The following is a 25,278-nucleotide window of genomic DNA, read 5'->3' as shown; positions in this document are numbered from 1 at the left end:
ACATGCACGATCCCATAGCCGAGTGGTGGAACGCGATTTCACTGCGCACGAAGATCACCGGCGTGACCGTGCTCGTCCTCACTTTTGGACTGCTCGTCGCCGGTGTCGGTACCGTCGTGATGCTTCGGCCGGCGCTCGTGGACAAGGTCAACACCGATCTCGTGGCCGCGGCGCAGTCCCCGGTTCCACCCGGGTTCCTCAACGTTGACGAGGAAGAGGCTGACAACGCAGGCGACATGGTCAAGGATGCGATGTCGTCTGACTACTTCACCGCGATCTACGACGCCGACGGCAGATTGCGCGCCGCCACCTGGCAGGATCGCCCGGAGGAGATGCTGCCGAACATCAGCCGCACGTTCGAGCTGTCGGATGCCGTCAAGCAGACCGGCGTCTTCCAGGTCTCGAGCATCGACGGCAAGACGACCTACCACGCCGTCGTCGTCCCCTACCAGTGGGACCACCAGGGCTCCATCGGTGTCGTGCTTGTGGCGATCTCGATGCGGGAGACCGAGACGATCATCGCCACCTACCTGACGATCTTCTTCGGTCTCGGGCTCGGGGTCATCATCATCGGCGCTCTGCTCACACGCCTCCTCGTCACCAGCACCTTCCACCCGTTGCGCGAGGTGGAACACACGGCAGCGGCGATCGCCGATGGTGACTTCAGCCAGCGTCTCGCCGTCGCGACCCCGAACACCGAGGTCGGGCGCTTAAACCGCTCGCTCAACACCATGCTGGCGCGAATCGACAAGGCCTTCGCAGACCGGGCGCGGACCATCGACCAGATGCGGCGCTTCGTCGGCGACGCCAGCCACGAATTGCGGACGCCTCTCGTCACGGTTCGGGGCTACGCCGAGCTGTACCGGATGGGCGCGCTGCAGAACAGCGACGACCTCGCCCAGGCGATGAGCCGAATCGAGAAGGAAGCCATTCGCATGGGCGGCCTCGTCGAGGATCTCCTCGAACTGGCGCGACTCGATGAGACCAAGCCGATGGTACTTACGCCGGTCGACCTCACTCCGATCGCGAGGGACGCGGCGCTCGACGCGAACGCATCGTCGCCACGACGCACGGTGAGCGTCGTCGTGGATTGCCCGCCGACGCCGGTTCTTCCGCCTGCCCCGGTTCAGACGGAATCCGCCCCCGCGGCATCCTCCGTCACTCGCGCCATGCCGACGGACGACGAGTCGACAGCGACGGGATCGATCGCCTTTGCCGGGGCAACGCTCGCCCGGTTGCGCCAGCGACGCCCACGCAAGGCGACCGACACCGGTCCTGCGTTGACGATCCGGTCGAACCTCGCGGTCGCCCCGGACCCCGAGCCCGAGGTTCCGGCGATCGTCATGGGTGAAGAGAATAAACTGCGTCAGGTCGTCACCAACCTCGTCGGGAACGCCCTCCGCTTCACGCCAGACGACAGCCCGCTCGAGATCGGGGTGTCCGCGGACCTCAAGTCGCGCACCGCGACGATCGCCGTGATCGACCACGGCGACGGTGTTCCCCCTCAGATTCGCGAGAAGATCTTCCAGCGCTTCTGGCGAGCCGATTCCTCCCGCACGAGGGAGACCGGTGGCTCCGGCCTCGGGCTCGCCATCGTCTCGTCCATCGTCGCCGCTCACCACGGCACGGTATCCGTTACCGAGACACCGGGAGGCGGAGCCACCTTCCGCGTGAGTTTCCCGCTCGCAGACACCGCGGTTCCCTCCCCTCCGAGCTGAGCCGTTCCTGCCTGACGCTCCTCCCCAGGGCACTGGCCGCCGAACGCCCTCCACCGCTCATGTCCTGCCGTCCGGTGCGCGCTGAGGCGCCCGTACGGTCGGAGAACGGATGCTGCGCCCCGCGCGTCCGTCATCCAGAGGAGGAGTCATGACCAGATACCAGGTGGACAGCGATGTCGTCATGGGAACGACCGGGTCCGTCCGGGCGCGAATCGAGACGATCCAGTCCGAGGTCGACGCCATGATGCGCCAGCTGACCGAGCTCCAGTCGACGTGGACGGGAGAAGCGTCGACCGCGTTCCAGGGGGTCGTCGCCGATTGGCGCGGCACCCAGCGGCGCGTTGAAGAGAGCGCTGTCCACATCAACACCGCGCTCGCGAAGGCGGGAACCCAGTACCAGGAGATCGAGCGGACGAACGCGAACATGTTCCGCGTGTGACGGATGCGATCGGTGCAGCCGTCACGACGACGAAAGCGGGGCGCCTCCCGAAGGAGACGCCCCGCCGATTCGTGCGAGTTGCTCGGACTTAGAAGTCCATGCCACCGGTCGGGTCGCCGGCAGGAGCCGGGTTCTTCTCCGGCTTGTCAGCAACGACTGCCTCGGTGGTGAGGAACAGTCCCGCGATCGACGATGCGTTGAGAAGCGCCGAACGGGTGACCTTCACCGGGTCGTTGATTCCTGCGACGAGCATGTCGACGTACTCACCGGTCGCGGCGTTGAGGCCGTGTCCGACGGGCAGGTTGCGGACCTTGTCTGCAACGACGCCGGGCTCGAGACCCGCGTTGAGGGCGATCTGCTTGAGCGGAGCGTCGATGGCCACCCGGACGATGTTCGCCCCGGTTGCTTCGTCGCCCGTCAGCGACAGCTTCTCGAATGCGGTCTTGCCTGCCTGGATGAGTGCAACGCCACCACCGGCGACGATGCCCTCTTCGACGGCAGCCTTCGCGTTACGGACAGCGTCCTCGATGCGGTGCTTGCGCTCCTTGAGCTCGACCTCGGTCGCGGCACCGGCCTTGATGACTGCAACGCCACCGGCCAGCTTGGCCAGGCGCTCCTGCAGCTTCTCGCGGTCGTAGTCGCTGTCGGTGTTCTCGATCTCCTTGCGGATCTGGGCAACGCGGCCCGCGATCTGCTCGACGTCGCCGGCACCTTCGACGATGGTGGTCTCGTCCTTGGTGATGACGACCTTGCGGGCACGGCCCAGGAGGTCAAGGGTGACGTTCTCGAGCTTGAGACCGACCTCTTCCGAGATGACCTGTCCGCCCGTGAGGATGGCGATGTCCTGGAGCTGAGCCTTGCGGCGGTCCCCGAAGCCAGGAGCCTTGACGGCGACGGACTTGAAGATGCCACGGATCTTGTTCACAACGAGGGTTGCGAGGGCTTCGCCGTCGACATCCTCCGCGATGATGAGGAGCTGCTTGCCCGACTGGATGACCTGGTCAACGATCGGGAGCAGGTCCTTGATGTTGGAGATCTTGGAGTTGGCGATGAGGACGTAGGGGTCCTCGAACACGGCTTCCTGGCGGTCGGGGTCGGTGACGAAGTATGCCGACAGGAAACCCTTGTCGAAGCGCATACCTTCGGTCAGCTCGAGCTCGGTGCCGAACGTGTTCGACTCCTCGACGGTGACAACACCTTCCTTGCCGACCTTGTCGATGGCTTCGGCGATGATGGCGCCGATTTCGGCGTCACCGGCGGAGATGGATGCCGTCGCAGCGATCTCTTCCTTGGTCTCGACCTCTTTCGCGTTGGCGATGAGCTCTTCGATGACCGCAGCGGTTGCCTTCTCGATGCCGCGCTTGAGCGAGATCGGGTCAGCGCCGGCTGCGACGTTGCGCAGGCCTTCGCGGACGAGTGCCTGGGCAAGAACGGTAGCGGTGGTGGTGCCGTCGCCTGCGACGTCGTCAGTCTTCTTGGCGACCTCCTTGACGAGCTCGGCACCGATCTTCTCGTACGGGTCGTCGAGCTCGATCTCCTTGGCGATGGACACACCATCGTTGGTGATCGTGGGCGCGCCCCACTTCTTCTCAAGGACAACGTTGCGACCGCGTGGGCCGAGCGTTACCTTGACGGTGTCGGCCAGAATGTTCAGACCGCGTTCGAGGCCGCGGCGGGCTTCCTCGTCAAAAGCAATGATTTTTGCCATGTGGTTTTTCGTCCCTCCCGGACGTAATGAACGTAGTTAGCACTCTACGAATGCGAGTGCTAACACGATTCTGGCACTCTGCCCCTGCGAGTGCAAGCTCGGCGCCGGTCGTGTGAAGCACAGCGGGGACGCCCCCGACGACCAGGCGCCGCCCACCGATGGTGGACGGCGCCTGGCAGCGCGGCTCAGACCGCGCGGACAGCCTCTGCCTGAGGGCCCTTCGCGCCGGTTCCGATCTCGAAGCTGACCTGCTGGCCTTCTTCGAGTGAGCGATAACCGGTGCTGTCGATCGCGGAATAGTGGACGAAGACGTCCTGCCCATCCCCGTCGACGGTGATGAAGCCGTAGCCTTTTTCAGCGTTGAACCATTTCACGGTTCCGTTCGCCATGTGTAACTCCCATTGCAGTGTTCTCCGTGCAGGCAGGCGCCAGCCCGGGTCCGCCGGCGCCAGGGCCCGGCGATCGTGCCGGCTCGTCAGCCTCTGGCGATGAGAGCACAATCATGACCAGTTCCAGATCCTAGCGAGAAGAACTGTCGCCCGAACAGGGGTTTGACCACGGCACAGGATTGCAGCGGGAACGATCGGGTCGGCGGATCGAGACTGCGGAAGGATCACTCCTGGGCGGCGTAGTCCGATCCGAGCACGACCGTGAGCTGCAGGAGGGGTTCTTCCCCATCGTCGACGGGGATCTGGAACTGCGTCGACAGCTGGATGCTCCCGATGCCGAGTCCCTCTGCGAGTCCGCGAGCAGCCCCTTCCTGCGACGGGTCTTCGTAATAGACGGTGGTCTTTTCGACGTCGGTGGCTGAAGCACTTCCCGGCGTGATGCTCTGGGTCCAGCCCGCAGAATTGAGTTTCTCGATCGCCCGGGTGGCCAGGCCCCTGGTTGTCGTACCGTTCAGCACGGTGACCATCGAGTCCGGGTCGATGGTGGCAACGGCCACCGGCGTCTCCGTCGGCGCGGGGGCAGTCGCTGCGGGTCGAGGGGTCTCGACGAAGTTGACCCGATCACCGAGGAGCGTCAGGCCGAGGATCCCAGCCCCGACGAGGAGAAGAGTCGCCAGTCCCGCCCACAGGAACAGAAACCAGCCCCTGCCGGCCGGCACGGGCGCGCGATGCGCTCCAACCCGTCGAAGGTCTTCAGGGATCTCGTCGAACCTGTCCTTGGCGAAGTTGTGTGCCATGTCGCTGCTGTCAGGTCCTCTGTGCTTGTCGGTTGTGCTTGTCGGTCAGACGGTGTCTCGGTCAGACGGGCTCGGATGCCGATCCGCGATCGGGGCGCGGAACGTTGTTCAGTCTGCGTTCCTCGCTCGGGCACGGCGTGCCGCCTGCCGGGTGTCGCGCAGCCTGTGCAGGCGCTTGACCAGGAGCGGATCGTGAACGAGGGCCGCCGGCGAATCGATGAGCACGCCCAGCAATTGATAGTACCGGGTGGGAGAGAACCCGAACGCGGCACGGACGGCCTCCTCTTTCTGGCCGGCGTGCTGCCACCACCGGCTCTCGAACTCGAGAATCGCGAGATCGCGCTCGCTGAGCTCCTGGGGCGTTCCGTCCGAAGAACCGTTGTCCGCCATATTCACCACCGCTCGAAGTCCTTGTGTCCGCTCGCAGACCGTGCCGCCATCCTAGGGCGTGCGCAACGCGCTTCCGCTTCTCCCGTGGCGCGTCGGACGAGGCGAGCAGGCGATGCTCAGGTGTTGCCCAGCCTGAACGTAAGACGGGAACACCAGAGCCCGGGAAGGGGTTAGATAAGAGGCAAGCATTATCCGTAAGGAGCACTATGAACCAGCCTGTGGACAAGACCCCGGTCACCAAGACCAACGACGAGTGGCGCGAAGAACTGACCAGTGAGCAGTACGCGGTGCTGCGTGAAGCGGCAACGGAGCGCCCGTGGACCGGCGAACTGCTCGACGAGAGCCGCGCGGGTCTGTACACCTGTGCAGCGTGTGGCGCAGAACTGTTCAAGAGCGGAACCAAATTCGATTCCGGGTGCGGCTGGCCGAGCTTCTACGAGTCCGTCCGGCCGGAAGCCGTGCAGCTGATCGAAGACAACTCACTGGGAATGGTACGGACAGAGGTGCGTTGCGCGACGTGCGACTCCCACCTCGGACACGTCTTCGACGATGGATTCGGGACACCGACCGGTGACCGGTACTGCATGAACTCGCTGGCACTCAACTTCGCACCCGTCGAGTAACGTGACCCGCCTGGTCGACGTCGTCGCTGCGCGCCGCTCGTGGTCGCGCGTGACGGCGGATGCCCCGACGCACGAGGACCTGCTTCCCCTCGTCGCGGCATCCGCCCGCGTCGCCGACCACAGTGCCCTGCGGCCGTGGCGGCTACTCGAGTTGCGAGGTTCGGCGCGGGAGAAGCTCGGCAAGGCGATAGCGAAGGCGGAGGGCGACGATTCTCCGTCGTCCAAGCCGCTCCGGGCCTCCCTCCTCATCGCGATCGTCGTCTCGCTCAAGAAGAACTCGAAGGTGCCGGCGTGGGAGCAGGAGGCTGTTGCCTCCGGCGTCGCCCACATGCTCAGCCTGCTGCTGTACGACGCCGGCTGGGGCGTTCTGTGGCGCACAGGGAGCTACACGCGTTCGAAGCCGGTTCGAAAAATGCACAAGCTCGGCAAGAACGAATACCTGCTTGGCTGGCTTTACGTCGGAGGCATCCCTGAGAACGCGAAGACGGGATCGCGCAAGCCCATCGACGCCGAATCACTTATCCGCGAGCTCTAGGCCGCCTGAACGTCGCGACGCCCACGGCGACGAGGGCGAGTGCGGCGCCGCTGACCGTTGTGACGCTGAGGCCGACCCCGCCCGCCGCAAGGGCATCGATGACGACCGACCCGATCAGCTGGCCGGCGACGGTGCCCAGCCCGAGAAGCAGCACACCGGTGTGGGCGACGAGGAACGCGTTCACGCCGATGAACACGCAGCCGATGGCCCCGCCGAGATACAGCATCGGTTGCGCCGGGAGACTCTCCGGCCAGCCGACGAAGATGGACCGGATGAGGAGTACAGCGACGAGGGCGGACGTGCCGACAACGAAGTTCAGGAACGTCGCGGTGAGCGCGCTGTGCGCACGAGCTCGGACCCGGCCGTTGACCGCTGACTGCCAGCCGGTGCCGAAACCGGCGATCAGTGGCATCCCGAGCATCCACAGCGGGACGTCGCCGCCGATCTGCCCCGAGACGGACCACAGCACGGCGATCATCGCGAGAGCCGCGCCGATGAGCCGCGGCCATGTGGTGGCAACCCGCCCGTTGGGTCCGAAACCCACCCGGTCGAGGATCAGTCCCGAGACCGTCTGGCCGGCGACGAGGGCGACGCTGAACAGTGCCACGCCGACGACAGCGCCGGTGATGCCCTGACCGAGGACGAGGAACGCACCCGAGAGACCGCCGAGTACCGTCCACCACGGCATGCTTCCTTCGCGGAGGGCGGCGGTGATCGTCACGAGGCCGGTGCGCCCGCTCCGGACGAACATCAAACAGACGGTGAGGATGACGAGGCCGGATCCGAAAGAGATCACGGCGGCAACGAAGCCGTCACCGATTGCGAGGCCGAGGGCACCGTTGAGCCGGGTCTGCACGGCAACGAGCCCACCGCACGCGGCGGCGATGGTGATGGCGAGCCAGGGCGGGATTCCCGCCCTGGGGTTCACCGCGACCACCGGGGGCGCATCGAGCATTTACACATGAGAGCCGCCTGTCGGATTCGAACCGACGACCTGCGCATTACAAGTGCGCTGCTCTGGCCAACTGAGCTAAGGCGGCGTGGACTCGTCAATCATAACGAACCCTCGAGGCGTGTCCTGCCATGACATCCTTGGAGGACCACCACGACGAGGAACACACGCATGCCCGAGCAGTCCCAGGCGCCCGCAACGACAGAACAAACGGGCAGAGGCATCCTCGATCTCGCCATCCGGTGCGGCGAGGTCATCTTCGCTTCCGGTGCCAGCGCCGAAGATGCGACAGCGACGATGCTCGCCGTCACGCGGGCCTACGGGCTCAAAGGCTGTGAAGCGGATGTGACGCACACGGTCATCACACTGACCTGGGACGATCCGTCGACGAACGACACGGTCACCAGGTCGAGAAACGTCAAGTACCGCACGCTCGACTACACGCGCCTCACGAACACGTCCACCCTCGTCGACGACCTTCTCCACACCCCGATCTCCGTCGGGGAGGCCAGGATCCGCGTCAACACGATCATCGCTGCGCGCCCGATCTACCCGGTGCTGATCCGGCGGCTGGGCTGGAGCCTCGTCGGCGCAGGAGCTGCCCTTCTCCTCGGTGGAGGACCTCTCGTCATCGCCGCCGCGTTCGTAGCCACCTTCTTCGTCGATTCCCTCACAACAGCTCTCGCACGCACCCGGATGAGTGTGTTCTACCAGACTCTCGCCGGGGGCGCCGTCGGACCGATTGTCGCTGCCGTCGTGCACTTTCTCGATCCTGCGGCGAGTTCGTTCCTCGTCGTCGTCGCGACCATCATCGTGCTTCTCGCCGGCGTGACCTCGTTCGGCGCCGTGCAGGACGTCCTGTCCGGGTTCTACGTCACGGGAACAGCGCGCGTGCTCGAAGCTCTCCTCATCACGGGAGGGCTCGTCGCCGGAGTCGCCGGGACGACCACGCTCCTCGCCCGGTTCGGCCTCGTCCTCGACATCGACAATTACGTCCCGCCGTCGTTCGCCAACATCTGGTTGCTGTGCGCAGCATCCGTCATCATCATTCTCGGCTTCGCGCTCGCGGTCGAAGTGCCTGCCAGGGCCATCTGGGCGGTCAGCGCGCTCGGAATTCTCGCCTACCTCGTCTACACGGGCGGGCAGGTAGCCGGATTGGGCGTCGCCTGGTCGGCCGCTGCCGCCGCCGTCGCCGTCGGCGTGCTGTCAGCACTCGCCTCGCGGCTGGTGCGGACTCCTCCCCTGCCGCTCGTGGTTTCGGCGCTCGTCCCGCTGGTTCCCGGGCTCATTCTCTTCCGGGGGCTGCTGGAACTCAGCGCCGGTTCGATCGACGGGCTGCTCAGCATGCTCGAAGCTGCATCGGTCGCCGTCGCCCTCGCGGCGGGCGCAATCCTCGGCCAGTACATCGTTCAGAACGCGCTCGGACCTGCACGCCGGATCCAGCGCAGGTTCGTCGGCCCGCTCATGGGCGTTCAGGTGCGGCTGGGCCGCAAGCGCGACGAAAAGATCTAGCCGCTACTCGGCAGGTGCGGACGGCGAAGGACTCGGGCTCGGGCTCGACTTCGCGTAGGTCTCGCTGGCGACAGACAGCACGAAGGCCTGGAACTCTTCGTCATCGGTGATCGACCCCGTGTACTGCTTGTCGTTCACGAGCACGGTCGGGGTTCCCTTGACCTTGTCGAGCGACGAGTACGGCACCTTCTCGGTGGTGGCGCGGTCCGTCGCGGACTGGACCCACGGGGTGAAGGTGGCATCTGTGATGCAGGAATCGATGTTCGACTGGATCGGTCCGGCAGGCGCCGTACCGGCATCCGTCTGGATCGCCGTGGCCGCGAACTCCATGAGTGCTTCATCCGAGTGCCCCGCTGTTCCGACCTCGGGCTGGTTCTTGAACAGCGAGGAGTTGAAGTCGAAGAAGTCATTCGGCGAGTAGTTGGCGACGCACGCGGCGGCGTTCGCCGCACGCAGGGAGTACTGGGACCCGGCAGACCGCCCGGTGAGCAGCGCGATGGGGTGATACTCGACCGTCGCCGTGCCCTTCTCGGCCCAGGTGGCGAGCTGTTCGGCGTTTGCTCGCTCGAACTCACCGCACACAGGGCACAGGTAGTCGACGTAGATCCGGATGTTCGGAACGTTCGGGTCGACCTTTGTGGCGACGGGCGACGCTCCGGCAGCGAGGGCAGGGGTCTCCACGACTTCGAGTGCTGAACCGACGACGATCCCGTCGCTGGCCATGTTGGCGGGGCCAGGGGCCGGCGGCCGGATGGCACTCGTGATGATGAACGCGACACCGACGATGACGGCGACAACAGCGACGACGATGCCACCCTGGAGGAGCACGCGGTTGCGCTTATCGCGCTTCTTCTGCGACTCCCGCAGCTCCTTCGCCTTCTCGCGGGTCGCCTCGCGACGCTCGTTCTTCGTCGGAAGAACTTCCGGTGCGTCGCTGTCCATAAATCCTCGCTTCGGGGGTGAGTATTCGGTCGGTTTCGGGTCGGGTTGCCGCGGCCAACACCCACCGATCGTAGTTGTGCAGTCTGGGAAATGCCCAAACGGATGCTGCATGCCGCGGGTACGGACACCGCGCGAAACCCGCACCCGGGCCTTCACTTCATGCCATACTGAAGTCTCGCGATCGTGTACCCGCACGACCGCGCGCATGCAACGCAGCAGGCAATGCATGAATCCATTCACTCGGATCGTCCGGCACGTACCTGCCGGTGAAGGAGCACAACATGTCATCCGTAACGTTCGACAACGCCACACGTATGTACCCAGGAGGTACCCGCGCCGCCGTCGACCAGCTGAACCTCGAGGTCGCCGATGGCGAATTCCTCGTCCTGGTCGGCCCGTCCGGTTGTGGTAAGTCCACCTCCCTGCGCATGCTCGCCGGCCTCGAAGAGGTCAACGACGGCCGCATCCTCATCGGTGACCGCGACGTCACCGACGTGCCGCCGAAGGACCGCGACATCGCGATGGTTTTCCAGAACTACGCGCTGTACCCGCACATGACGGTTGCCGAGAACATGGGCTTCGCGCTGAAGATCGCCGGCGTCAACAAGGACGAGCGGGCATCCCGCGTTCTCGAGGCGGCGAAACTGCTCGACCTCGAGGAGTACCTGACCCGCAAGCCGAAGGCTCTCTCCGGTGGTCAGCGTCAGCGCGTTGCAATGGGTCGCGCGATCGTCCGCCAGCCCCAGGTCTTCCTCATGGATGAGCCGCTGTCAAACCTCGATGCGAAGCTCCGCGTGCAGACCCGCACGCAGATCGCGTCGCTTCAGCGCCGGCTCGGTGTCACCACGGTCTACGTCACGCACGACCAGACCGAGGCACTCACCATGGGTGACCGGATCGCCGTGCTGAAGGACGGCATCCTCCAGCAGGTCGGAACCCCGCGTGACCTGTACGAGAAGCCGCAGAACGTCTTCGTCGCCGGATTCATCGGCTCCCCCGCGATGAACCTGCTGACCGCTGACCTCGCAGACGGCGGCATCCAGTTCGGCGCCCGCGTCGTTCCTGTCGACCGCGACATCATCGGTCAGACCAGCGCCAAGCAGGTCACCGTCGGTGTCCGCCCCGAGGACATCGAAGTATCGACAGAGCCAGGCAACGGACTCGAGGTCCACGTCGACCTCGTCGAAGAGCTCGGCGCCGACGGCTACCTGTACGGACACGCTGACATCAACGGCAAGCGCACCGACCTCGTCGCACGCGTCGACGGCCGCACCCACGCGCACGCTGGCGAGAAGGTCTTCCTGATCCCCACGCCGCGCCACGTGCACGTCTTCGACGTCGAGTCGGGCCTGCGCATGAACGCAGCCGTTTCGGCGGACTAACAGCATCGCGCCGGCTGGCGGGGTTTCGCCCCGCCAGCCGGCGCTACTGTTTAACTCACCATGAGCGCATCACTGAACATCACAGCCGCCACCGTCGATCCGGCGCTTCTCGACCTGCCGTGGGACCTGCCGCTGGAGAACTGGCCCAACGAGACCATTGCGTCGCTTCCCAAGGGAATTTCACGCCACCTCGTGCGCTTCGCGAACCTTTCCGGCTACGTCGTCGCTGTGAAGGAAACGACCGCCGAGATGGCCCGCGGCGAATACGACATGTTGCGCACGCTTCAGCGCATGGACATCCCGTGCGTCGACCCGGTCGCCGTCATCACCGGGCGATCCGACGAATCCGGCGATCCCCTGCCGAGCGTGCTCGTCACGCGGCACCTCAAGTTCTCGCTTCCGTATCGCGCGCTGTTCTCGCAGCAATTGCGCCCGGATACGGCCGGTCGGCTTGTCGACGCGCTCGCCGTACTCCTCGCCAGGCTTCACATCGCCGGCTTCTTCTGGGGTGACGTCTCGCTGTCGAACACTCTGTTCCGGCGCGACGCCGGCGCTTTCGCCGCCTACCTCGTCGACGCCGAGACCGGCAAGCTGTACGGCGGCGGCCTGTCGAACGGGCAGAGGGAGAACGACCTCGAGATCGCCCGAGTCAACATCGCCGGCGAGCTCATGGACCTCGAGGCCGGCGGCCGGGTCGACGACGCCCTCGACCCGATCAAGCTCTCGGACGGCATCGTCGCCGCCTACCGCTCACTGTGGACCGAACTCACCGGGTCCGAGTCCTTTTCTTCGAGCGAACGCTGGCGGATCAACGAGCGGGTGCACCGCCTCAACGAACTCGGCTTCGACATCGAAGAGCTCGCGATCAAGACAGACGAGACCGGCTCGCGGGTGCGGATCCAGCCGAAGGTCGTCGATGCCGGCCACCACCAGCGCCGCCTGCTCCGGCTGACCGGGCTCGACGCCGGCGAGAACCAGGCCCGACGGCTGCTCAACGACCTGGACTCGTACGGCGCGACGTTCGCGAAAGCGAACATGGACGAAGAGATGATGGCGCACGAATGGCTGATCCGGGTCTTCGAGCCCGTCATCAAGTCGATTCCGCGCGATCTCAAGGGCAAACTCGAACCGGCCGAGGTCTTCCACCAATTGCTCGAGCACCGCTGGTTCATGTCCCAGAACCAGGCCAGGGATGTACCGCTCGCCGAAGCGCTGACCTCATACATCAACGACATCCTGCGTCACCGCCGCGACGAAGCAACGGTGATCGCTCCCCCGACCGGCGCCATCACGCTGCCGACCGCGGTGATCGACAGCCCGAACGAGAACTGGCGCGACCGGGTCTGAGACCGGGCCGCGCCAGCTGAAAGAACGTCAGGCCCTACTTCTTCTTGGCCTTCTTGCCTGATGCGCGCATCTTCGAGATCTCGTAGAGAGTGACGGATGCCGCGATGCCGGCGTTCAGCGACTCGGTGGCTGCCGAGATCGGGATCGACACGATCGCGTCACAGGTTTCTGTGACGAGGCGCGACAGCCCCTTGCCCTCGCTGCCGACGACGACGACGAGCGGCCGGTCGGCGAGTTCGAGACCGGGAAGGTCGGTCGTGCCGCCCCCATCGAGACCGACGACGAAGACGCCTGCTGCCTTGAACGCCTTGAGCGTCTGGGTCAGGTTCGTCGCCATGGCGACCGGCGTACGCGCTGCGGCACCGGCCGACGTCTTCCAGGCAGACGCTGTCAGTCCGACGGAGCGCCGCTGTGGAACGATGACACCCTGGCCGCCGAACGCCGCGGTCGAGCGGATGATGGCACCGAGGTTACGAGGATCGGTGACGCCGTCAAGCGCGACGAAGAGCGGAACCTGACCGCGCGATACGACCTGCTCGAGCAGTTCGGTGGGGTGGGCGTACGAGTACGGCGGAACCTTGAGCGCGAGTCCCTGGTGCACAGAGTCGAAACCGGCGAGGCGGTCGAGTTCGGGGCGCATGACCTCGAGGATCGGGAGGCCGCGAGCCGTTGCCAGGGCGAGAACTTCCTTCACCCGGTCGTCGAACTCGATCCGGGTCGCCATGTACAGCGCCGAAGCCGGAATTTTGGCGCGGAGGGCTTCGAGTACCGAGTTGCGGCCCGTGACGATCTCGCTGTCGTCGGCCTGCTTCTGCTTGGGCTTGCGGCCGGCGACGGGTGCGGTGCTCGGCCGTCCACCGGACTTGGCCTGAGCCTGGCTCAACCGGTCCTTGGCGATCTTGCGCTTACCTGCGGCGTGATAGGTCCGGTCCTCGGCCTTGGGCGTCGGTCCCTTGCCCTCGAGGGCGCGGCGGCCGAGGCCACCGGTTCCCTTTGCCGGGCCCTTCTTCGTCTTCCGAACCGCCCCTGGGCGGCCATCCTTACTGGCCATCAATACTCCAATGTGCACCCGTTGAGGTGTCTTCAATCGTGATTCCCGCTGTCGTGAGGACATTGCGGATCCTGTCGGCGGCCGCGAAATCGCGTGCCGCCCTGGCCTGCTGGCGCTCGTCGAGCAACGTGTCGACGAGCGTGTCGAGCGCCGCGGATGCTGCTGTGTCCTGACCGCGGGACCATTCGGGCGAGAGAGGGTTGATTCCGAGAACCTCGGTCATGGCCATCACCTGCCCTTGCGCCGCGGCGGCTGAGGCGAGGTCTTCCCCGTCAATGCTCGCGTTGCCTTGCCTTATTGTGTCATGCAATACCGCGAGTGCCTGCGGGATGGACAGATCGTCGTCCATCGCGGCAGCGAAGGCATCCGGAATCTGCTCGGTGCCTGTCCCCGCGAAACGGGTGCCGGTGAGTCGACGGGTGACCCGGTCGAGGAAGCTCTCGATGCGATCGAGCGCTGCCTCTGCTTCGAGGAGCGCGCCATCGTGGTAATCGATGGTCGACCGGTAGTGCGCCTGGCCGAGGTAGTAACGAACGACGATCGGTCGTGCCGCGCCGAGAAGGTCCGCCGCGTACACCGAATTACCCAGCGACTTGGACATTTTCTGACCGTTGACGTTCACGAGCCCGTTGTGCACCCAGTACGACGCGAACGGGTCGCCTGCCGCTGTCGACTGGGCAAGCTCGTTCTCGTGGTGCGGAAAGCGCAGGTCGAGTCCGCCACCGTGAATGTCGAAAGCGGCGCCGAGGTAACGGCTCGCCATCGCAGAGCATTCGATGTGCCAGCCAGGTCTGCCGTCGCCCCAGGGGCTGGGCCACGCCGCCGACGAGGGTTCGTCAGCCTTGTGTCCTTTCCAGAGCGCGAAGTCGCGCGGGTCCCGCTTGCCGCGCGGATCGGCATCCGTCGCTGCGTCCATGCTGTCGATGTTCTGACGGGTCAGAGCACCGTATCCGGGCCAACTGCGGACGTCGAAGTACACGTCGCCCGAACCGTCTTCGGCAACGTAGGCGTGCGCGTTCGCGATCAGCCGTTCGATGATCGCGTGCATCTGCTGGATGCTCGCCGTCGCGCGGGGTTCGTAGGTGGGCGGCAGGATGCCGAGAGCGCGGTAACCGGCGGAGAACTCCAGCTCGGTGCGATAGGCGAGAGCCCACCACTCCTCGTTCCCGGACGCGTTGACGAGGACCTTGTCGTCGATGTCGGTGACGTTGCGCACAAGGGTGACGTCGTATCCCGAGTAGTTCAGCCAGCGGCGCATCTGGTCGTAGACGAGCGCCGATCGCAAGTGGCCGATGTGGGGGGATGACTGGACCGTGGGTCCACAGACATAGACTCCGACCTTGCCGGGGACGAGCGGGGTGAAGTCACGGAGGGCCTGCGCCCGGGAGTCATAGAGTTGGATTGCCACGACTCAAGAGTACTGGCGCGACACCGTCGCGGTCGCGATGGCGCACACGCCCTCTCCGCGACCGGTGAATCCGAGTCCGTCGGTCGTCGTCGCCGCGATACTCACCGGAGCGCCGAGCAGACCTGTGAGGAAGACTTCTGCCTCGTCACGACGGGGCGCGAACCGGGGGCTGTTGCCCATGATCTGCACGGCAACGTTTCCGATGGTGAAGCCGTCGTCGGCCAGCCTCGACCGGGTCGCGGTGAGGAAGGTCTCACCGTGGGCCCCGGCGAATCGCGGGTCACTCGTGCCGAAGACGCTGCCGATGTCGCCGAGGCCGGCGGCTGAGAGCAGCGCATCGGTGATCGCATGGCAGACGGGATCCCCGTCGCTGTGCCCGGAGAGGCCCCGCTCCCCCGGCCACGCCAGACCGGCAAGCCAGAGCTCTGACTCATCGTCATAGGCGTGGACGTCTGTTCCGATCCCGACCCGGATGCTCGCGGGGGCGCTCGCGAGGAGACCTTCCGCGCGCCGCAGGTCCCACGGGGTCGTGATCTTGAACGAGAGCGCGTCTCCGTCGATCACGGACACGGGATGTCCGGCGGCGGCGAACAAGGCCGCATCGTCGGTGTATTCGATCTCGGCATCCGCGTACGCGGCAGCGAGCGACGCTCGCGGGAAGCCCTGCGGTGTCTGGATCGACCGCAATTCGGCGCGGTCGATCGTTTCGACGACCGCATCGTCGTCGTCGACCCGCTTCACGGTGTCCTGCACCGGAACTCCCGGCACGATTCCGGATGCCGTCTGCGCGACACCCGTCACGACGTCGTCGAAGATCGCGGCGGGCGTCAGAGCGCGCGCGGCGTCGTGAACGAGGACGATCCGGATGCCGGCGTCGAGAGCCGCGAGTCCGTTCGACACGGATTGCTGCCGGGTGTCCCCACCGGCGACGACGGAAATCGACGATTCGGCAGCACCTGCCGCCCGGCGTGCGATGTCTTCTGCCTCGGCGACGAGGTCCGCAGGGGCGACGACGACGACCTGCGCTTCACGTTGCATACCGAACACGGAATCGAGGGATCGTTCGAGCACGGTGCGTCCGGCGCAGTCGACGAAAGCTTTGGGGCGGTCGGCGCCGAGGCGCGTCCCACTGCCTGCGGCGACGACGATGACGCCGACGATCGGGGAGCGCGTATTCATGTTCCCGAGCCTACCGACCCGCTGCGCTCGCCCCAGAGCCGCCGAGTGTTCCCCACGCCATACCGGGTCGCACGGCGCCTCAATAACGACAAAAAGCCCGACCACTGAAAACCCGGTGATCGAGCCTGTCGAGATCAACGACAAAAAGCTCGACCACCAGTAAACCCGGTGATCGCACTTCAACAGGCTCAGTAACCAAGCCTGTCGAGATCACACTATGAAGCCAAAACCTCATCAAGCACGTTCGACGCCTTCTCTTCGTCGGTCTTCTCCGCGAGGGCGAGTTCCGAGATGAGAATCTGGCGTGCCTTTGCAAGCATGCGCTTTTCGCCGGCCGAAAGACCGCGGTCCTGGTCCCGGCGCCACAGGTCGCGAACGACCTCGCTCACCTTGATGACGTCGCCCGAGGCGAGCTTCTCAAGGTTGGCCTTGTACCGGCGCGACCAGTTCGTGGGTTCTTCAGTGAACGGCGCACGAAGCACGTCGAAGACGCGCTCAAGACCTTCTTTACCAATAACGTCACGAACGCCGACCAGATCGACGTTCTCAGCGGGCACCTCGATAACGAGGTCACCCTGGGTGACGCGAAGCTTCAGATAAAGCTTCTCTTCTCCCTTGATGACCCGAGTTTTCACTTCCGCAATAGTTGCGGCTCCGTGGTGGGGGTATACGACGGTTTCGCCAACCTCAAAAAGCATGGATGTGTATCCCTTCAGCATCTACCAGAATACCACAGGGGGTATGCACTAAAGTTCGCCCAGCGTTGGGCGGCGCGAGCGACTGGCTAAGCTAAACTCGGACTCGTTCCCGCACGCTGTTTCCGCGTGCGCAGCCCTGTGTTCTTGGAGGACCTGTGAAGGCGCGTTTGATCGCATCCGTCGTGCTGGCGGCCACCGTCGTATTGGGCACCAGCGCGTGCAACCTGGTCGCCCCGCAGGCCACGACGAAGAACTACGACCCGAGCGATGGCGTGTCGGGTCGCGTCGGTGATCTCAAGATCCGCAACGCGCTGATCATCATGGGCGAGGAGGGTACCGACGGGAACCTCATCGCGTCTGTGACCAACGGTGGCTCTGCGCAGTCCCTCGACATCCAGTTCGGTGAGGGCGAAGACGGGACAGTCACCGTCAAGGTTCCCGAAGAGTCGACCGTGTCATTCGGCACCGCCGAGGACGAGCCGATCCTGCTCGCGGGCGTCGACGCCCTGCCCGGCTCGCTCACCACCGTGTTCTTCCAGTACGGCGACGAGACCGGCGTGGAGATACTCGTCCCCGTTCTCGACGGCTCGCTGCCCGAATACAGCGACCTCGTGCCGAGCCCACCGGTGCCGATCCGTTCGGCGAGCCCGACGAGCACACCTGAGGCTACGCCCGAGGGCGAATAGCCGTCGACTTCAAAAAGCGCGACGCCCCGGCAGGGGCGTCGCGCTTTTTTCGATCGATCAGGCTTCGAAACGGTAGCCGAGCCCGCGAACGGTGACGAGCATCCGCGGTTCTGAGGGGTTCTCCTCGATGCGCGAGCGAATCCGCTTGATGTGGACATCGAGCGTCTTGGTGTCGCCGAAGTAATCGCTCCCCCAGACACGATCGATGAGTTGTCCGCGGGTGAGTACGCGGCCGGCATTCCGCAGCAGGAGTTCGAGCAGCTCGAATTCCTTGAGGGGCATAGCCGTCTCGGCGCCATTCACTTCGACGGTGTGGCGCTCGAGATCCATCCGGACGGTCCCGGCCTCGAGTACGGCTTCGTCGACCTCGTCGTCGGTTCCGCGGCGACGGAGGACGGCCCGGATTCGGGCGAGGAGTTCTCGGCTGGAGTACGGCTTCGTCACATAATCGTCTGCACCGAGTTCCAGCCCGACGACGATATCGACTTCGGAGTCCTTCGCTGTGAGCATGATGATCGGCGCCGAGGACACCGCTCGGATCTGCCTGCACACCTCGGTTCCCGGGATCCCGGGAAGCATGAGGTCGAGAAGCACCAGGTCCGGCTCGGTCGCGGAGAATGCCGTCACCGCGCTTGGCCCGTCTTCGACGACGTCGATCTCGTATCCCTCACGACCGAGCAGGTAGGCGAGGGGCTCGCTCAGGGCTGCTTCGTCTTCGACAAGGAGAATGCGGGTCATCTGATGGAGTCCTCACGTTCGGTGTTTGAATCCGATACGGAGTCCGTATCGACAGGGAGCCGAATCTGCCCGGTGAGGGGCTTCTCGGATGCTTCGGGAAGCCGGATGGTGAATGTCGAGCCTTTTCCGACGAGCGACCAGACCTTCACCTCGCCTCCGTGGTTCTGGATCGTGTGCTTCACGATCGAGAGGCCGAGGCCGGTACCGCCGGTGTTCCGCGACCTGGCCTGGTCGATCCGGAAGAACCGTTCGAACACACGCTCGCGGTCTTCCTCGGGGATGCCTGGACCCTGGTCGGTGACGGCGATCTCGATGACGCCGTTCTTGCGGGAGATACCCACACCGACGCGACCGCGCGGCGGTGAGTAGGTGATGGCGTTCGAGATGAGGTTGTGCACAGCGACCACGAGTAGCGCTTCATCTCCGTACACCCGTGCCCCCTCGTCCCCCGCGGACACGAGCGTGACCCCGCCCGCGTCTGCGGCCACACGGTTCTGATCGAGCGCAGCCGCGACGACGCGGTCAACGTCGAGGAGTTCCGGCTGGTTGAGGGCATCGGCGGCCTGGAGTCTTGACAGGTCGATGATCTCACCGGTCAGTCGAGCGAGGCGCGACGCCTCTGTGCCCAGCCGCGCGGCGAACCTGCGTACCTGGTCGGGATCATCGGCCGCCGGCTCGAGCGCTTCGGCGAGCAGACCGACGGCGCCGATGGGGGTTTTGAGTTCATGGCTGATATTCGCGATGAAGTCGCGTCGCACTTCGTCGAGCCGCCTGGACTCGGTGTGATCGGTCGCCAGAAGAAGGACATACCTCGTGCCGAGTCGCGCGCCGCGTACACCGAGGTGGAGGACGACGTCACTGAACCTCCCGCGAACGATGTCGATGTCTTCGGTGACCGGCTCGCCGCCGTCACGAACGCGGTCGGCCAGACTGACGAACTCGGGGTGAGCGAGCATGCCGTCGCGGATCAGGCCGAGAGCGAGGGCCCCAGGGGATGCCTTCACGACGTTCCCCGATGGGTCGACCACGATCCCGGCGCTCTCGAGGGCGTCGAGGACCTGGCTGACCCCGTCGGGAACAGACGGAGCGACGACCGTCGCGATCCGTTCTCCGCGGCGTGCTGCTGCGATGAGTCCGATGGCGAACCCGGAGCCGATGACGAGTCCGAGCAGGAGGGCTGCAAGCACCAGCCAGGGAGAGTCCATACGACTAGGTTAGAGGCATGGCCGCACCACGCCCGCCGGGCGGTGTGCTCTCATCAGGGCATTTGGGCCCCTGTTCAGAAGCACGCCACCAAACGTTAACCTCGGGTGGGCAGAGTTGCGGCGGGGCTTGTTCCCGGGCGCCTGAAATGTGGGCGCCGGACCCCAACATCCGAACGGAGATCAGATGCGTGAAGTATTCCAGCAGGAGCTGGCCGAGGTTCAGGAACGGCTCGTCGCCATCTCCGAGCTCGTGGCGATCTCCATCACGAACGCGGTGCAGGCGTTCAGCGAGTCAGACGTCTCCATCGCCGAGGAAGTGATCGAGAACGACGTACGAATCGACGAACTCACCGTTGCTCTCGACGAACTCGCGATCAACATCCTGGCGCGGCAGCAACCCGTCGCGCGCGATTTGCGGATCGTCGTCAGCGCCCTCCGGATCAGTTCGTCCCTCGAGCGGATGGGTGACATGGCTGAGCACATCGCCCAGCTCGCCCGATACCGCTACCCGGAGCGAGCGGTACCCAAGGGGCTCCGCTCGACCTTCGCGGAGATGGGTCGCCTCGATGTGGAGATCGCGCACAAGCTCACCGAGCTCCTCCGCACCCAGGACGTACGCCTCGCGGAGGAGATCCGCAACGAGGACGACCGAGTCGACGAGTTGCACGTCAAGGTGTTCGACAAGGTTCTCGGCGAGACCTGGAAGGGTAAGCCTGTCGCAACGGTGGACGCGACACTCGCTTCTCGCTATCACGAGCGTTTCGCCGACCACGCCGTGTCGATCTCGAAGAAGGTCCAGTACCTCGCAACCGGCGACTGGACCGCCGAGAGCGACGACTGACACCCGGTTGAGTTGACGAGAAAGGGCGGGAACCGAATCGGTTCCCGCCCTTTCGTATCGGTCTGGGGATTTCGACTACTTCTTACCCTGCGACGCCACCGCTGCGGCACCAGCCGCTGCTGCCTCGGGGTCGAGGTACTCGGCCGGCTCGATCGGCATGAAGTTCTCGTCGAGTTTGTAGACCAGCGGAATTCCGGTCGGGATGTTGAGTGACGCGATCTCGTCGTCAGAGATCCCGTCGAGGTGCTTGACGAGCGCCCGCAGTGAGTTCCCGTGAGCGGTGACGAGGACGGTCTTTCCCTCGGCGAGATCTCCGGTGATGTCGGAGTGCCAGTACGGAAGCATGCGGTCGATGACGTCCTTCAGGCATTCCGTCCTTGGCACGTCACCGTCGATGCCGACGTAACGGGGGTCGTTCGCCTGGGAGTACTCGTTGTCATCGGCGATGGGGGGCGGCGGCACGTCGAACGACCGGCGCCAGGTCTGGAATTGTTCCTGGCCGTACTCGGCGAGGGTCTGGGCCTTGTCCTTGCCCTGGAGGTCGCCGTAGTGGCGTTCGTTGAGACGCCAGGTGCGCTTCACCGGAATCCACGCGCGATCGGCGACGTCGAGGGTGATGTTGGCGGTCTGGATCGCCCGCGTCAGGAGTGAGGTGTACTGGACGTCAGGGAAAAGCCCCGACTCGTTCAGCAGTTCGCCCGCCCGGTGAGCTTCAGCAACGCCCTGTTCGCTGAGTCGGACGTCGACCCAGCCGGTGAACAGGTTCTTCTGATTCCAGTCGCTGTTGCCGTGGCGGAGCAGGATGAGTGTGTATGGCGAAGACATGCCTCCACTCTAGCGATGCCCCGCACGGCGGCGCGGAATGCGTCGTCGGGGTCTACTGGGTGCGCCGGACCGCGCCGAGCCTGGGCAGTCGCGGGACATCGGCGACGGCGCCTGCATCCGAGGGGACGATGACCTGCTGTGCCGCGGCGATGGCTGTTCCATCTTCGTCGACGGTCAGTCGAGCCCCTGGATCGACGTTCCTGCGGACGACGGCGAGCGCGATCGGCCCGAGTTCATGGTGCATCGCCGCGGTCGTCACCGCGCCGACGGCCGTGGGCTCGCCCTTCCTGTCGGCGAAAACAACCGCGCCGTGGCGGGGAAGAACCGAGTCCGAGCCGTCGAGGTGGAGCAGAACGAGCCGCCTGGGCGGGTGACCGAGGTTGTGCACCTTCGCCACGGTCTCCTGGCCGCGGTAGCAGCCCTTGGAGAGGTGGACGGCGCTGCGCAGCCAATCCAGTTCGTGGGGGATGGTCTTCTCGTCGGCTTCCGTCGACGTGCGTGGCCGCCAGGCTGCGACTCGCAGCGCCTCGGCGGCGAGCGACCCGGCAGCGGGGAGTGGGCCTGCGGCGAGCGCCGTCAGCTCGTCACGGAACACGAGCACTTCGGTCCACCGCCACTCGGCAGAGGGATGTTCACCCCGCGCGTACTGGTGGCCGCCTGCGACGACGTCCCTCCACGGGTCTGTCCACACCAGCGGGACCCCGTTCGGCGATGCGACGGCGAGATCGAGCGGCGCCTGGGCAGGCATCATGCCGATTCGGGCGAACTCGGCGGAACGGTCAGCGACCTCCACCCGCATCATGAACTTCATGCGGGTGAGCCAGGCGACCATCGGCGCGACGTCGTCGGCTTCGACGAGCAGCCATGCAGTGACACCGTCGTCGATGATCCCTGCGGCGTATTCGAGCCGGCCGTTGGGGTCCAGGAACAGTGTTTCGCTCGACGCTCCGACGGGGAGCCGGGTGAGTTCCGCGGATGTCATGGAGTTGAGCCAGCTCAGCCGGTCTTCACCCGTGATGGAGACGATCCCACGGGTGGACAGGTCGACGATCGCCTCGCCGGCCACGAGCATCCGCTGTTCGATATTCGGGTTGCCGTAGTGGGACGGAACACCAGGGTCGGCGACATCGGGAAGAACGACGGCTCCCTGACGGGAGAGGAACGGGCTGGGAGCGGTCATCAGTCGGCCTTAGAAAGACGCCCTGAGGCGTGGGTGCGGAGGTTCTGGCCGAGAGCGGCGATGTCCCACGCCCAGAGCAGGTGGCTGTCCACGAGACCGTACAAGCGTGTTGCTGCGGCGTATTCCTTTGCGCCTGCGGTGCGCAACACCGCGTCGGTCGCGAGGTCGATGCGCGGCCCGCGAACCTGACCGAGATACAGTTCGCTCACCCCACCGGGGTGCACGAGCGCCACCTCGATGTCGAATCCACCCGCGCCGTTGCGGAGTGTTTCGACCTCGTCAGCGTTCTGGAACGGGCGGTCGCCGATACTGGGAAGCATCGCAGGGCCCGGGTCACCCGCGCTTTGCGGCCGGTGCAGCCGCCAGTACCCCGTCTCGGCGGTGAGGGCCGTGTGCTCCTCGTCGAGAAGCCAGGAGTTCGACGTGTAGTTCAGGTAGGGCATCCCGTCGTGGCTGAAGCTGACGCGCTGGCCGAACTCCGCGCTCACCGGGCCGTCGGCGCCGGCGTAATCGATGACTCCTGTGCCCTCCCAGACTCCGATCAGCCAGGACAGCGGGACGAGCTCGGCGGGCAGGCCGGTCGGGATTTCGATCATCGGCGCGCCAGGGGTCAGCGCTGGCCGCGGAAGAGGTTGACCAGCACGACGACAGCGATCGCACCGATGGCGAGGCTGGCAAGGGCGAGCAGGCCGACGTAGAAGAGTTCGAGTGCGACGAGATCCATACCGGCAGTCTATCCCGCGAACAGGGCGGCGAGGCCAAGTACAGCAGCGGCAACGGTGAGAATGCCCACGACGCCGACGATCGTGACCGACAACCGGTCGATGAACCCGACCTTTTGATGCGTCCCCAGCTGAAGCACGAACGCAAGCAGGGTGCACGCGGCGAGGGTGAGCGACAGCCAGGTGAAGTGCAATCCGGGAGGAGCGAAGATCGCGACGAGAATCGCGCCGAGGACGGCGACTCCCCAGACACCGAAGATGCTGCGCCAGATGCGCGAGGGTGTCATCGGTACGTCTGTCATTCCCCTATTCTGCCTGAATCCCGCTGCCGTCGTTGGACGCCGGAGCGACCGCGGTCTGATGCGGCCCGTCGCAATAGCTAGTATGAGTCCACGTAATCACTGGAGGACGCTCGTGGCGCAACTGTTGATTCTGACCTCGCAGGTCGACAATGATGTGTTGCCTTCACTCGGGCTGCTCAGTCACCGCGTGCGTCAGATACCTGCTCAGCCTGCCCAGCTCGTCAACGCGCCATCGAGCGATCTGATCCTGATCGACGCGCGCACGGATCTCGCCGGAGCGAAGGCGCTGTGCAAGATCCTCAGGACCACCGGCCTCACCGTTCCCCTCCTCGTCATCCTCACCGAGGGCGGGCTCAGCGCCGTCAGCGCCGACTGGGGAGTCGACGACGTCCTCGTCGACATGGCGGGGCCCGCCGAGATCGACGCCCGCATTCGCCTCGCCATCGGTCGCCAATCGCTCGAAACAACGAACACCAAGATCCAGACGTCGGGCGTCGTCATCGACGAGGCGAGCTATTCCGCGAAGGTCCAGGGCAAACCGCTCGACCTGACCTACAAGGAATTCGAACTTCTTCGATTCCTCGCGGGGCATCCGTCGCGGGTCTTCACCAGGGAACAATTGCTGAGCGAGGTCTGGGGATACGACTACTTCGGTGGCACTCGCACCGTCGACGTCCACGTGCGGCGCCTTCGCGCCAAACTCGGCGACCTCGAACAGCTCATCGGGACCGTCCGCAACGTCGGCTACCGCTTCAACGTCTACGAGGATGACAGTGCGCACACCAGTACTCCGCTCCCGTAATCTCGCGGATGCTGCGCCACGCGCCGCATTCGATCGTCTGGTTCGCCGCGCGGTCGCCGGTGACGGTGCATCCCCGTTCAACGACCAGGCGTTGATCGACGCCGGAGACGGGAGTCGTTCCCTCGTCTTCGCCGTCGCCCCGCCGGAGTCCCCGAGCGCCGCAGAACTGCTCGTCGGCGCCGTACTCATCGGTCAGGGTGAACTCGAACTCGTCGTCGACCCCGAATGGCGCGGAACCGGGGTCGGAACAGCGATGCTCACCGGGATTCTCCTGGACGCTCCTGGTGACCTGCTTGCCTGGGCGCACGGTGACCATCCCGCCTCCCGAGCCCTCGCCACCCGGTTCGGCTTCGAGCGGGTACGCACCCTTCTCCAGCTGCGGATGCCGCTGGAACCTGGCGACGACATCCCTCCGCTCCCGGACGGGATCACCACCTTCCGGCCGGACATCGACGACGCCGAGTGGGTCGAGCTCAACGCGCGGGTGTTCGCGGATCACCCGGAGCAGGGGCGCATCACCGTCGACGACGTGCGGGCGCGACGCGCCGAACCGTGGTTCGACGCCGGGGACTTCCTCCTCGCGCGCGACGACGCCGGCCGGATGATCGGGTACAACTGGCTCAAGATCGATGGTGAGTCCGGAGAGATCTACGTCATCGGCGTCGGGGAACCGGGGAGGGGGCTCGGCAGGCAACTCATGGTGGCCGGGCTGGATCGGCTGCGGGAGCGTGGAGTGACGACGGCGTCACTGTATGTCGAGGGCGACAACGAGCGAGCGGTCGCGCTCTACCGATCCCTCGGCTTCACCGACCACACCGTGGACATCCAGTACCGTAGGGGCGCAACCGCCTGAGCCGTCGCCAACTGTTCGCCTGCGCTGGCTCCATGGCCACGCCCAAGGTGACAA

The 25,278-nt window shown here is 65.4% G+C and carries 27 protein-coding genes and 1 tRNA gene; 11 read left to right on the top strand and 17 right to left on the bottom strand.

Features of this window, described 5'->3' with window-relative positions:
- The first annotated feature begins 2 nt into the window (after positions 1–2).
- Entirely contained in the window at positions 3–1,718 is a 1,716-nt protein-coding gene (locus D9V29_RS06775; protein ID WP_121672570.1) for a sensor histidine kinase, read from the top strand.
- Positions 1,719–1,866: 148 nt separating this feature from the next.
- Positions 1,867–2,157, top strand: a complete 291-nt coding sequence (locus D9V29_RS06770; RefSeq protein WP_121672569.1) for a WXG100 family type VII secretion target — start codon at positions 1,867–1,869, stop codon at positions 2,155–2,157.
- A gap of 88 nt (positions 2,158–2,245) precedes the next feature.
- Here D9V29_RS06770 and groL read toward each other — a convergent pair whose 3' ends face one another.
- The 4 genes from groL to D9V29_RS06750 all read right to left on the bottom strand — a co-directional run bounded on the left by groL (position 2,246) and on the right by D9V29_RS06750 (position 5,441).
- Positions 2,246–3,865 carry a chaperonin GroEL gene (gene groL, locus D9V29_RS06765; RefSeq protein WP_121672568.1) on the bottom strand — a complete coding sequence of 540 codons (1,620 nt, stop codon included), beginning with the start codon at positions 3,863–3,865 and terminating at the stop codon, positions 2,246–2,248.
- 185 nt (positions 3,866–4,050) lie between these two features.
- Entirely contained in the window at positions 4,051–4,254 is a 204-nt protein-coding gene (locus D9V29_RS06760) for a cold-shock protein (RefSeq protein WP_121672567.1), read from the bottom strand.
- A 224-nt stretch (positions 4,255–4,478) separates the two neighbouring features.
- The gene (locus tag D9V29_RS06755; RefSeq protein ID WP_121672566.1) at positions 4,479–5,051 is read right to left on the bottom strand and encodes a LytR C-terminal domain-containing protein; all 573 of its coding nucleotides are present in this window, start codon (positions 5,049–5,051) and stop codon (positions 4,479–4,481) included.
- A gap of 108 nt (positions 5,052–5,159) precedes the next feature.
- Positions 5,160–5,441 (bottom strand): DUF3263 domain-containing protein, encoded by a 282-nt coding sequence (locus tag D9V29_RS06750; protein WP_121672565.1) that lies wholly within the window; start codon positions 5,439–5,441, stop codon positions 5,160–5,162.
- A gap of 206 nt (positions 5,442–5,647) precedes the next feature.
- On the opposite strand from D9V29_RS06750, the gene msrB reads away from it, so the two are divergent.
- Together msrB and D9V29_RS06740 are read left to right on the top strand one after the other, a co-directional pair.
- A complete protein-coding gene (msrB, locus tag D9V29_RS06745) occupies positions 5,648–6,064 on the top strand; it encodes a peptide-methionine (R)-S-oxide reductase MsrB (protein ID WP_121672564.1) in 417 nt (138 codons plus the stop codon).
- Between the two features lies 1 nt (position 6,065).
- Positions 6,066–6,599, top strand: coding sequence for a nitroreductase family protein (locus D9V29_RS06740; protein ID WP_121672563.1), 534 nt, complete (start codon positions 6,066–6,068; stop codon positions 6,597–6,599).
- Here D9V29_RS06740 and D9V29_RS06735 read toward each other — a convergent pair.
- Together D9V29_RS06735 and D9V29_RS06730 are read right to left on the bottom strand one after the other, a co-directional pair.
- The gene (locus tag D9V29_RS06735; RefSeq protein WP_229790589.1) at positions 6,583–7,554 is read right to left on the bottom strand and encodes a DMT family transporter; all 972 of its coding nucleotides are present in this window, start codon (positions 7,552–7,554) and stop codon (positions 6,583–6,585) included. The genes D9V29_RS06740 and D9V29_RS06735 overlap by 17 nt on opposite strands.
- Positions 7,555–7,565: 11 nt before the next feature.
- Positions 7,566–7,639: transfer RNA gene (locus D9V29_RS06730), tRNA-Thr, on the bottom strand.
- Between the two features lie 83 nt (positions 7,640–7,722).
- Between D9V29_RS06730 and D9V29_RS06725 the strand changes: the two genes are divergently transcribed.
- On the top strand, positions 7,723–9,063 hold the full coding sequence (locus tag D9V29_RS06725) for a threonine/serine exporter family protein (protein ID WP_121672562.1): 1,341 nt from the start codon (positions 7,723–7,725) through the stop codon (positions 9,061–9,063).
- 3 nt (positions 9,064–9,066) lie between these two features.
- On the opposite strand, the gene D9V29_RS06720 is transcribed toward D9V29_RS06725, so the two are convergent.
- The gene (locus D9V29_RS06720) at positions 9,067–10,005 is read right to left on the bottom strand and encodes a DsbA family protein (RefSeq protein WP_121672561.1); all 939 of its coding nucleotides are present in this window, start codon (positions 10,003–10,005) and stop codon (positions 9,067–9,069) included.
- Between the two features lie 281 nt (positions 10,006–10,286).
- Here D9V29_RS06720 and D9V29_RS06715 point away from each other — a divergent pair, with 281 nt between their 5' ends.
- On the top strand, positions 10,287–11,387 hold the full coding sequence (locus D9V29_RS06715; RefSeq protein ID WP_121672560.1) for an ABC transporter ATP-binding protein: 1,101 nt from the start codon (positions 10,287–10,289) through the stop codon (positions 11,385–11,387).
- Positions 11,388–11,447: 60 nt separating this feature from the next.
- Positions 11,448–12,734 carry a DUF4032 domain-containing protein gene (locus tag D9V29_RS06710; RefSeq protein ID WP_121672559.1) on the top strand — a complete coding sequence of 429 codons (1,287 nt, stop codon included), beginning with the start codon at positions 11,448–11,450 and terminating at the stop codon, positions 12,732–12,734.
- Positions 12,735–12,768: 34 nt separating this feature from the next.
- Here the strand turns inward: D9V29_RS06710 and rlmB are convergent, their stop codons facing one another.
- From rlmB to D9V29_RS06690, 4 genes are all read right to left on the bottom strand, one after another.
- A complete protein-coding gene (gene rlmB, locus D9V29_RS06705) occupies positions 12,769–13,785 on the bottom strand; it encodes a 23S rRNA (guanosine(2251)-2'-O)-methyltransferase RlmB (RefSeq protein ID WP_121672558.1) in 1,017 nt (338 codons plus the stop codon).
- Positions 13,775–15,193: a cysteine--tRNA ligase gene (gene cysS / locus D9V29_RS06700; protein WP_121672557.1), complete on the bottom strand. Its 1,419-nt coding sequence runs from the start codon at positions 15,191–15,193 to the stop codon at positions 13,775–13,777. Before cysS ends, rlmB begins: the two co-directional genes overlap by 11 nt.
- A gap of 3 nt (positions 15,194–15,196) precedes the next feature.
- A complete protein-coding gene (gene ispD, locus D9V29_RS06695) occupies positions 15,197–16,372 on the bottom strand; it encodes a 2-C-methyl-D-erythritol 4-phosphate cytidylyltransferase (RefSeq protein WP_121672556.1) in 1,176 nt (391 codons plus the stop codon).
- 215 nt (positions 16,373–16,587) lie between these two features.
- The gene (locus tag D9V29_RS06690; RefSeq protein ID WP_090713134.1) at positions 16,588–17,070 is read right to left on the bottom strand and encodes a CarD family transcriptional regulator; all 483 of its coding nucleotides are present in this window, start codon (positions 17,068–17,070) and stop codon (positions 16,588–16,590) included.
- 155 nt (positions 17,071–17,225) lie between these two features.
- On the opposite strand from D9V29_RS06690, the gene D9V29_RS06685 reads away from it, so the two are divergent.
- Complete coding sequence (locus tag D9V29_RS06685) at positions 17,226–17,756, top strand: hypothetical protein (protein WP_183084936.1); 531 nt, start codon at positions 17,226–17,228, stop codon at positions 17,754–17,756.
- A gap of 57 nt (positions 17,757–17,813) precedes the next feature.
- Here the strand turns inward: D9V29_RS06685 and D9V29_RS06680 are convergent, their stop codons facing one another.
- Both D9V29_RS06680 and D9V29_RS06675 read right to left on the bottom strand, forming a co-directional pair.
- Positions 17,814–18,494, bottom strand: a complete 681-nt coding sequence (locus tag D9V29_RS06680; RefSeq protein ID WP_121672555.1) for a winged helix-turn-helix domain-containing protein — start codon at positions 18,492–18,494, stop codon at positions 17,814–17,816.
- Complete coding sequence (locus D9V29_RS06675) at positions 18,491–19,699, bottom strand: sensor histidine kinase (RefSeq protein WP_121672554.1); 1,209 nt, start codon at positions 19,697–19,699, stop codon at positions 18,491–18,493. The genes D9V29_RS06680 and D9V29_RS06675 overlap by 4 nt, the downstream gene beginning before the upstream one ends.
- A 184-nt stretch (positions 19,700–19,883) precedes the next feature.
- On the opposite strand from D9V29_RS06675, the gene phoU reads away from it, so the two are divergent.
- A complete protein-coding gene (gene phoU / locus D9V29_RS06670; RefSeq protein WP_121672553.1) occupies positions 19,884–20,540 on the top strand; it encodes a phosphate signaling complex protein PhoU in 657 nt (218 codons plus the stop codon).
- Positions 20,541–20,615: 75 nt separating this feature from the next.
- Here phoU and D9V29_RS06665 read toward each other — a convergent pair whose 3' ends face one another.
- From D9V29_RS06665 to D9V29_RS06650, 4 genes are all read right to left on the bottom strand, one after another.
- Positions 20,616–21,365: a phosphoglyceromutase gene (locus tag D9V29_RS06665; RefSeq protein ID WP_121672552.1), complete on the bottom strand. Its 750-nt coding sequence runs from the start codon at positions 21,363–21,365 to the stop codon at positions 20,616–20,618.
- Positions 21,366–21,417: 52 nt separating this feature from the next.
- Positions 21,418–22,545 carry a CAF17-like 4Fe-4S cluster assembly/insertion protein YgfZ gene (gene ygfZ, locus D9V29_RS06660; RefSeq protein WP_121672551.1) on the bottom strand — a complete coding sequence of 376 codons (1,128 nt, stop codon included), beginning with the start codon at positions 22,543–22,545 and terminating at the stop codon, positions 21,418–21,420.
- Entirely contained in the window at positions 22,545–23,141 is a 597-nt protein-coding gene (locus D9V29_RS06655) for a heme-binding beta-barrel domain-containing protein (RefSeq protein WP_121672550.1), read from the bottom strand. The genes ygfZ and D9V29_RS06655 overlap by 1 nt, the downstream gene beginning before the upstream one ends.
- 137 nt (positions 23,142–23,278) lie before the next feature.
- The gene (locus D9V29_RS06650; protein ID WP_121672549.1) at positions 23,279–23,569 is read right to left on the bottom strand and encodes a hypothetical protein; all 291 of its coding nucleotides are present in this window, start codon (positions 23,567–23,569) and stop codon (positions 23,279–23,281) included.
- Positions 23,570–23,681: 112 nt separating this feature from the next.
- Here D9V29_RS06650 and D9V29_RS06645 point away from each other — a divergent pair, with 112 nt between their 5' ends.
- Positions 23,682–24,371, top strand: a complete 690-nt coding sequence (locus D9V29_RS06645; protein WP_121672548.1) for a response regulator transcription factor — start codon at positions 23,682–23,684, stop codon at positions 24,369–24,371.
- Positions 24,343–25,224, top strand: coding sequence for a mycothiol synthase (gene mshD / locus D9V29_RS06640; protein WP_183084935.1), 882 nt, complete (start codon positions 24,343–24,345; stop codon positions 25,222–25,224). The genes D9V29_RS06645 and mshD overlap by 29 nt, the downstream gene beginning before the upstream one ends.
- Positions 25,225–25,278 lie beyond the last annotated feature (54 nt).

It is taken from the genome of Mycetocola manganoxydans (assembly GCF_003667545.1).
Lineage (GTDB): Bacteria > Actinomycetota > Actinomycetes > Actinomycetales > Microbacteriaceae > Mycetocola_A > Mycetocola_A manganoxydans.
This window is presented reverse-complemented; position numbering and strand designations above follow the sequence as displayed.

Excerpts from the sequence above, each read along its gene's own strand:
- D9V29_RS06775 (WP_121672570.1), top strand. The coding sequence starts at position 3 with ATGCACGATCCCATAGCCGAGTGGTGGAACGCGATTTCACTGCGCACG.
- D9V29_RS06770 (WP_121672569.1), top strand. The coding sequence starts at position 1,867 with ATGACCAGATACCAGGTGGACAGCGATGTCGTCATGGGAACGACCGGG.
- groL (WP_121672568.1), bottom strand. The coding sequence starts at position 3,865 with ATGGCAAAAATCATTGCTTTTGACGAGGAAGCCCGCCGCGGCCTCGAA.
- D9V29_RS06760 (WP_121672567.1), bottom strand. The coding sequence starts at position 4,254 with ATGGCGAACGGAACCGTGAAATGGTTCAACGCTGAAAAAGGCTACGGC.
- D9V29_RS06755 (WP_121672566.1), bottom strand. The coding sequence starts at position 5,051 with ATGGCACACAACTTCGCCAAGGACAGGTTCGACGAGATCCCTGAAGAC.
- D9V29_RS06750 (WP_121672565.1), bottom strand. The coding sequence starts at position 5,441 with ATGGCGGACAACGGTTCTTCGGACGGAACGCCCCAGGAGCTCAGCGAG.
- msrB (WP_121672564.1), top strand. The coding sequence starts at position 5,648 with ATGAACCAGCCTGTGGACAAGACCCCGGTCACCAAGACCAACGACGAG.
- D9V29_RS06735 (WP_229790589.1), bottom strand. The coding sequence starts at position 7,554 with ATGCTCGATGCGCCCCCGGTGGTCGCGGTGAACCCCAGGGCGGGAATC.
- D9V29_RS06725 (WP_121672562.1), top strand. The coding sequence starts at position 7,723 with ATGCCCGAGCAGTCCCAGGCGCCCGCAACGACAGAACAAACGGGCAGA.
- D9V29_RS06720 (WP_121672561.1), bottom strand. The coding sequence starts at position 10,005 with ATGGACAGCGACGCACCGGAAGTTCTTCCGACGAAGAACGAGCGTCGC.
- D9V29_RS06715 (WP_121672560.1), top strand. The coding sequence starts at position 10,287 with ATGTCATCCGTAACGTTCGACAACGCCACACGTATGTACCCAGGAGGT.
- D9V29_RS06710 (WP_121672559.1), top strand. The coding sequence starts at position 11,448 with ATGAGCGCATCACTGAACATCACAGCCGCCACCGTCGATCCGGCGCTT.
- rlmB (WP_121672558.1), bottom strand. The coding sequence starts at position 13,785 with ATGGCCAGTAAGGATGGCCGCCCAGGGGCGGTTCGGAAGACGAAGAAG.
- ispD (WP_121672556.1), bottom strand. The coding sequence starts at position 16,372 with ATGAATACGCGCTCCCCGATCGTCGGCGTCATCGTCGTCGCCGCAGGC.
- D9V29_RS06690 (WP_090713134.1), bottom strand. The coding sequence starts at position 17,070 with ATGCTTTTTGAGGTTGGCGAAACCGTCGTATACCCCCACCACGGAGCC.
- D9V29_RS06680 (WP_121672555.1), bottom strand. The coding sequence starts at position 18,494 with ATGACCCGCATTCTCCTTGTCGAAGACGAAGCAGCCCTGAGCGAGCCC.
- D9V29_RS06675 (WP_121672554.1), bottom strand. The coding sequence starts at position 19,699 with ATGGACTCTCCCTGGCTGGTGCTTGCAGCCCTCCTGCTCGGACTCGTC.
- phoU (WP_121672553.1), top strand. The coding sequence starts at position 19,884 with ATGCGTGAAGTATTCCAGCAGGAGCTGGCCGAGGTTCAGGAACGGCTC.
- D9V29_RS06665 (WP_121672552.1), bottom strand. The coding sequence starts at position 21,365 with ATGTCTTCGCCATACACACTCATCCTGCTCCGCCACGGCAACAGCGAC.
- ygfZ (WP_121672551.1), bottom strand. The coding sequence starts at position 22,545 with ATGACCGCTCCCAGCCCGTTCCTCTCCCGTCAGGGAGCCGTCGTTCTT.
- D9V29_RS06655 (WP_121672550.1), bottom strand. The coding sequence starts at position 23,141 with ATGATCGAAATCCCGACCGGCCTGCCCGCCGAGCTCGTCCCGCTGTCC.
- D9V29_RS06650 (WP_121672549.1), bottom strand. The coding sequence starts at position 23,569 with ATGACAGACGTACCGATGACACCCTCGCGCATCTGGCGCAGCATCTTC.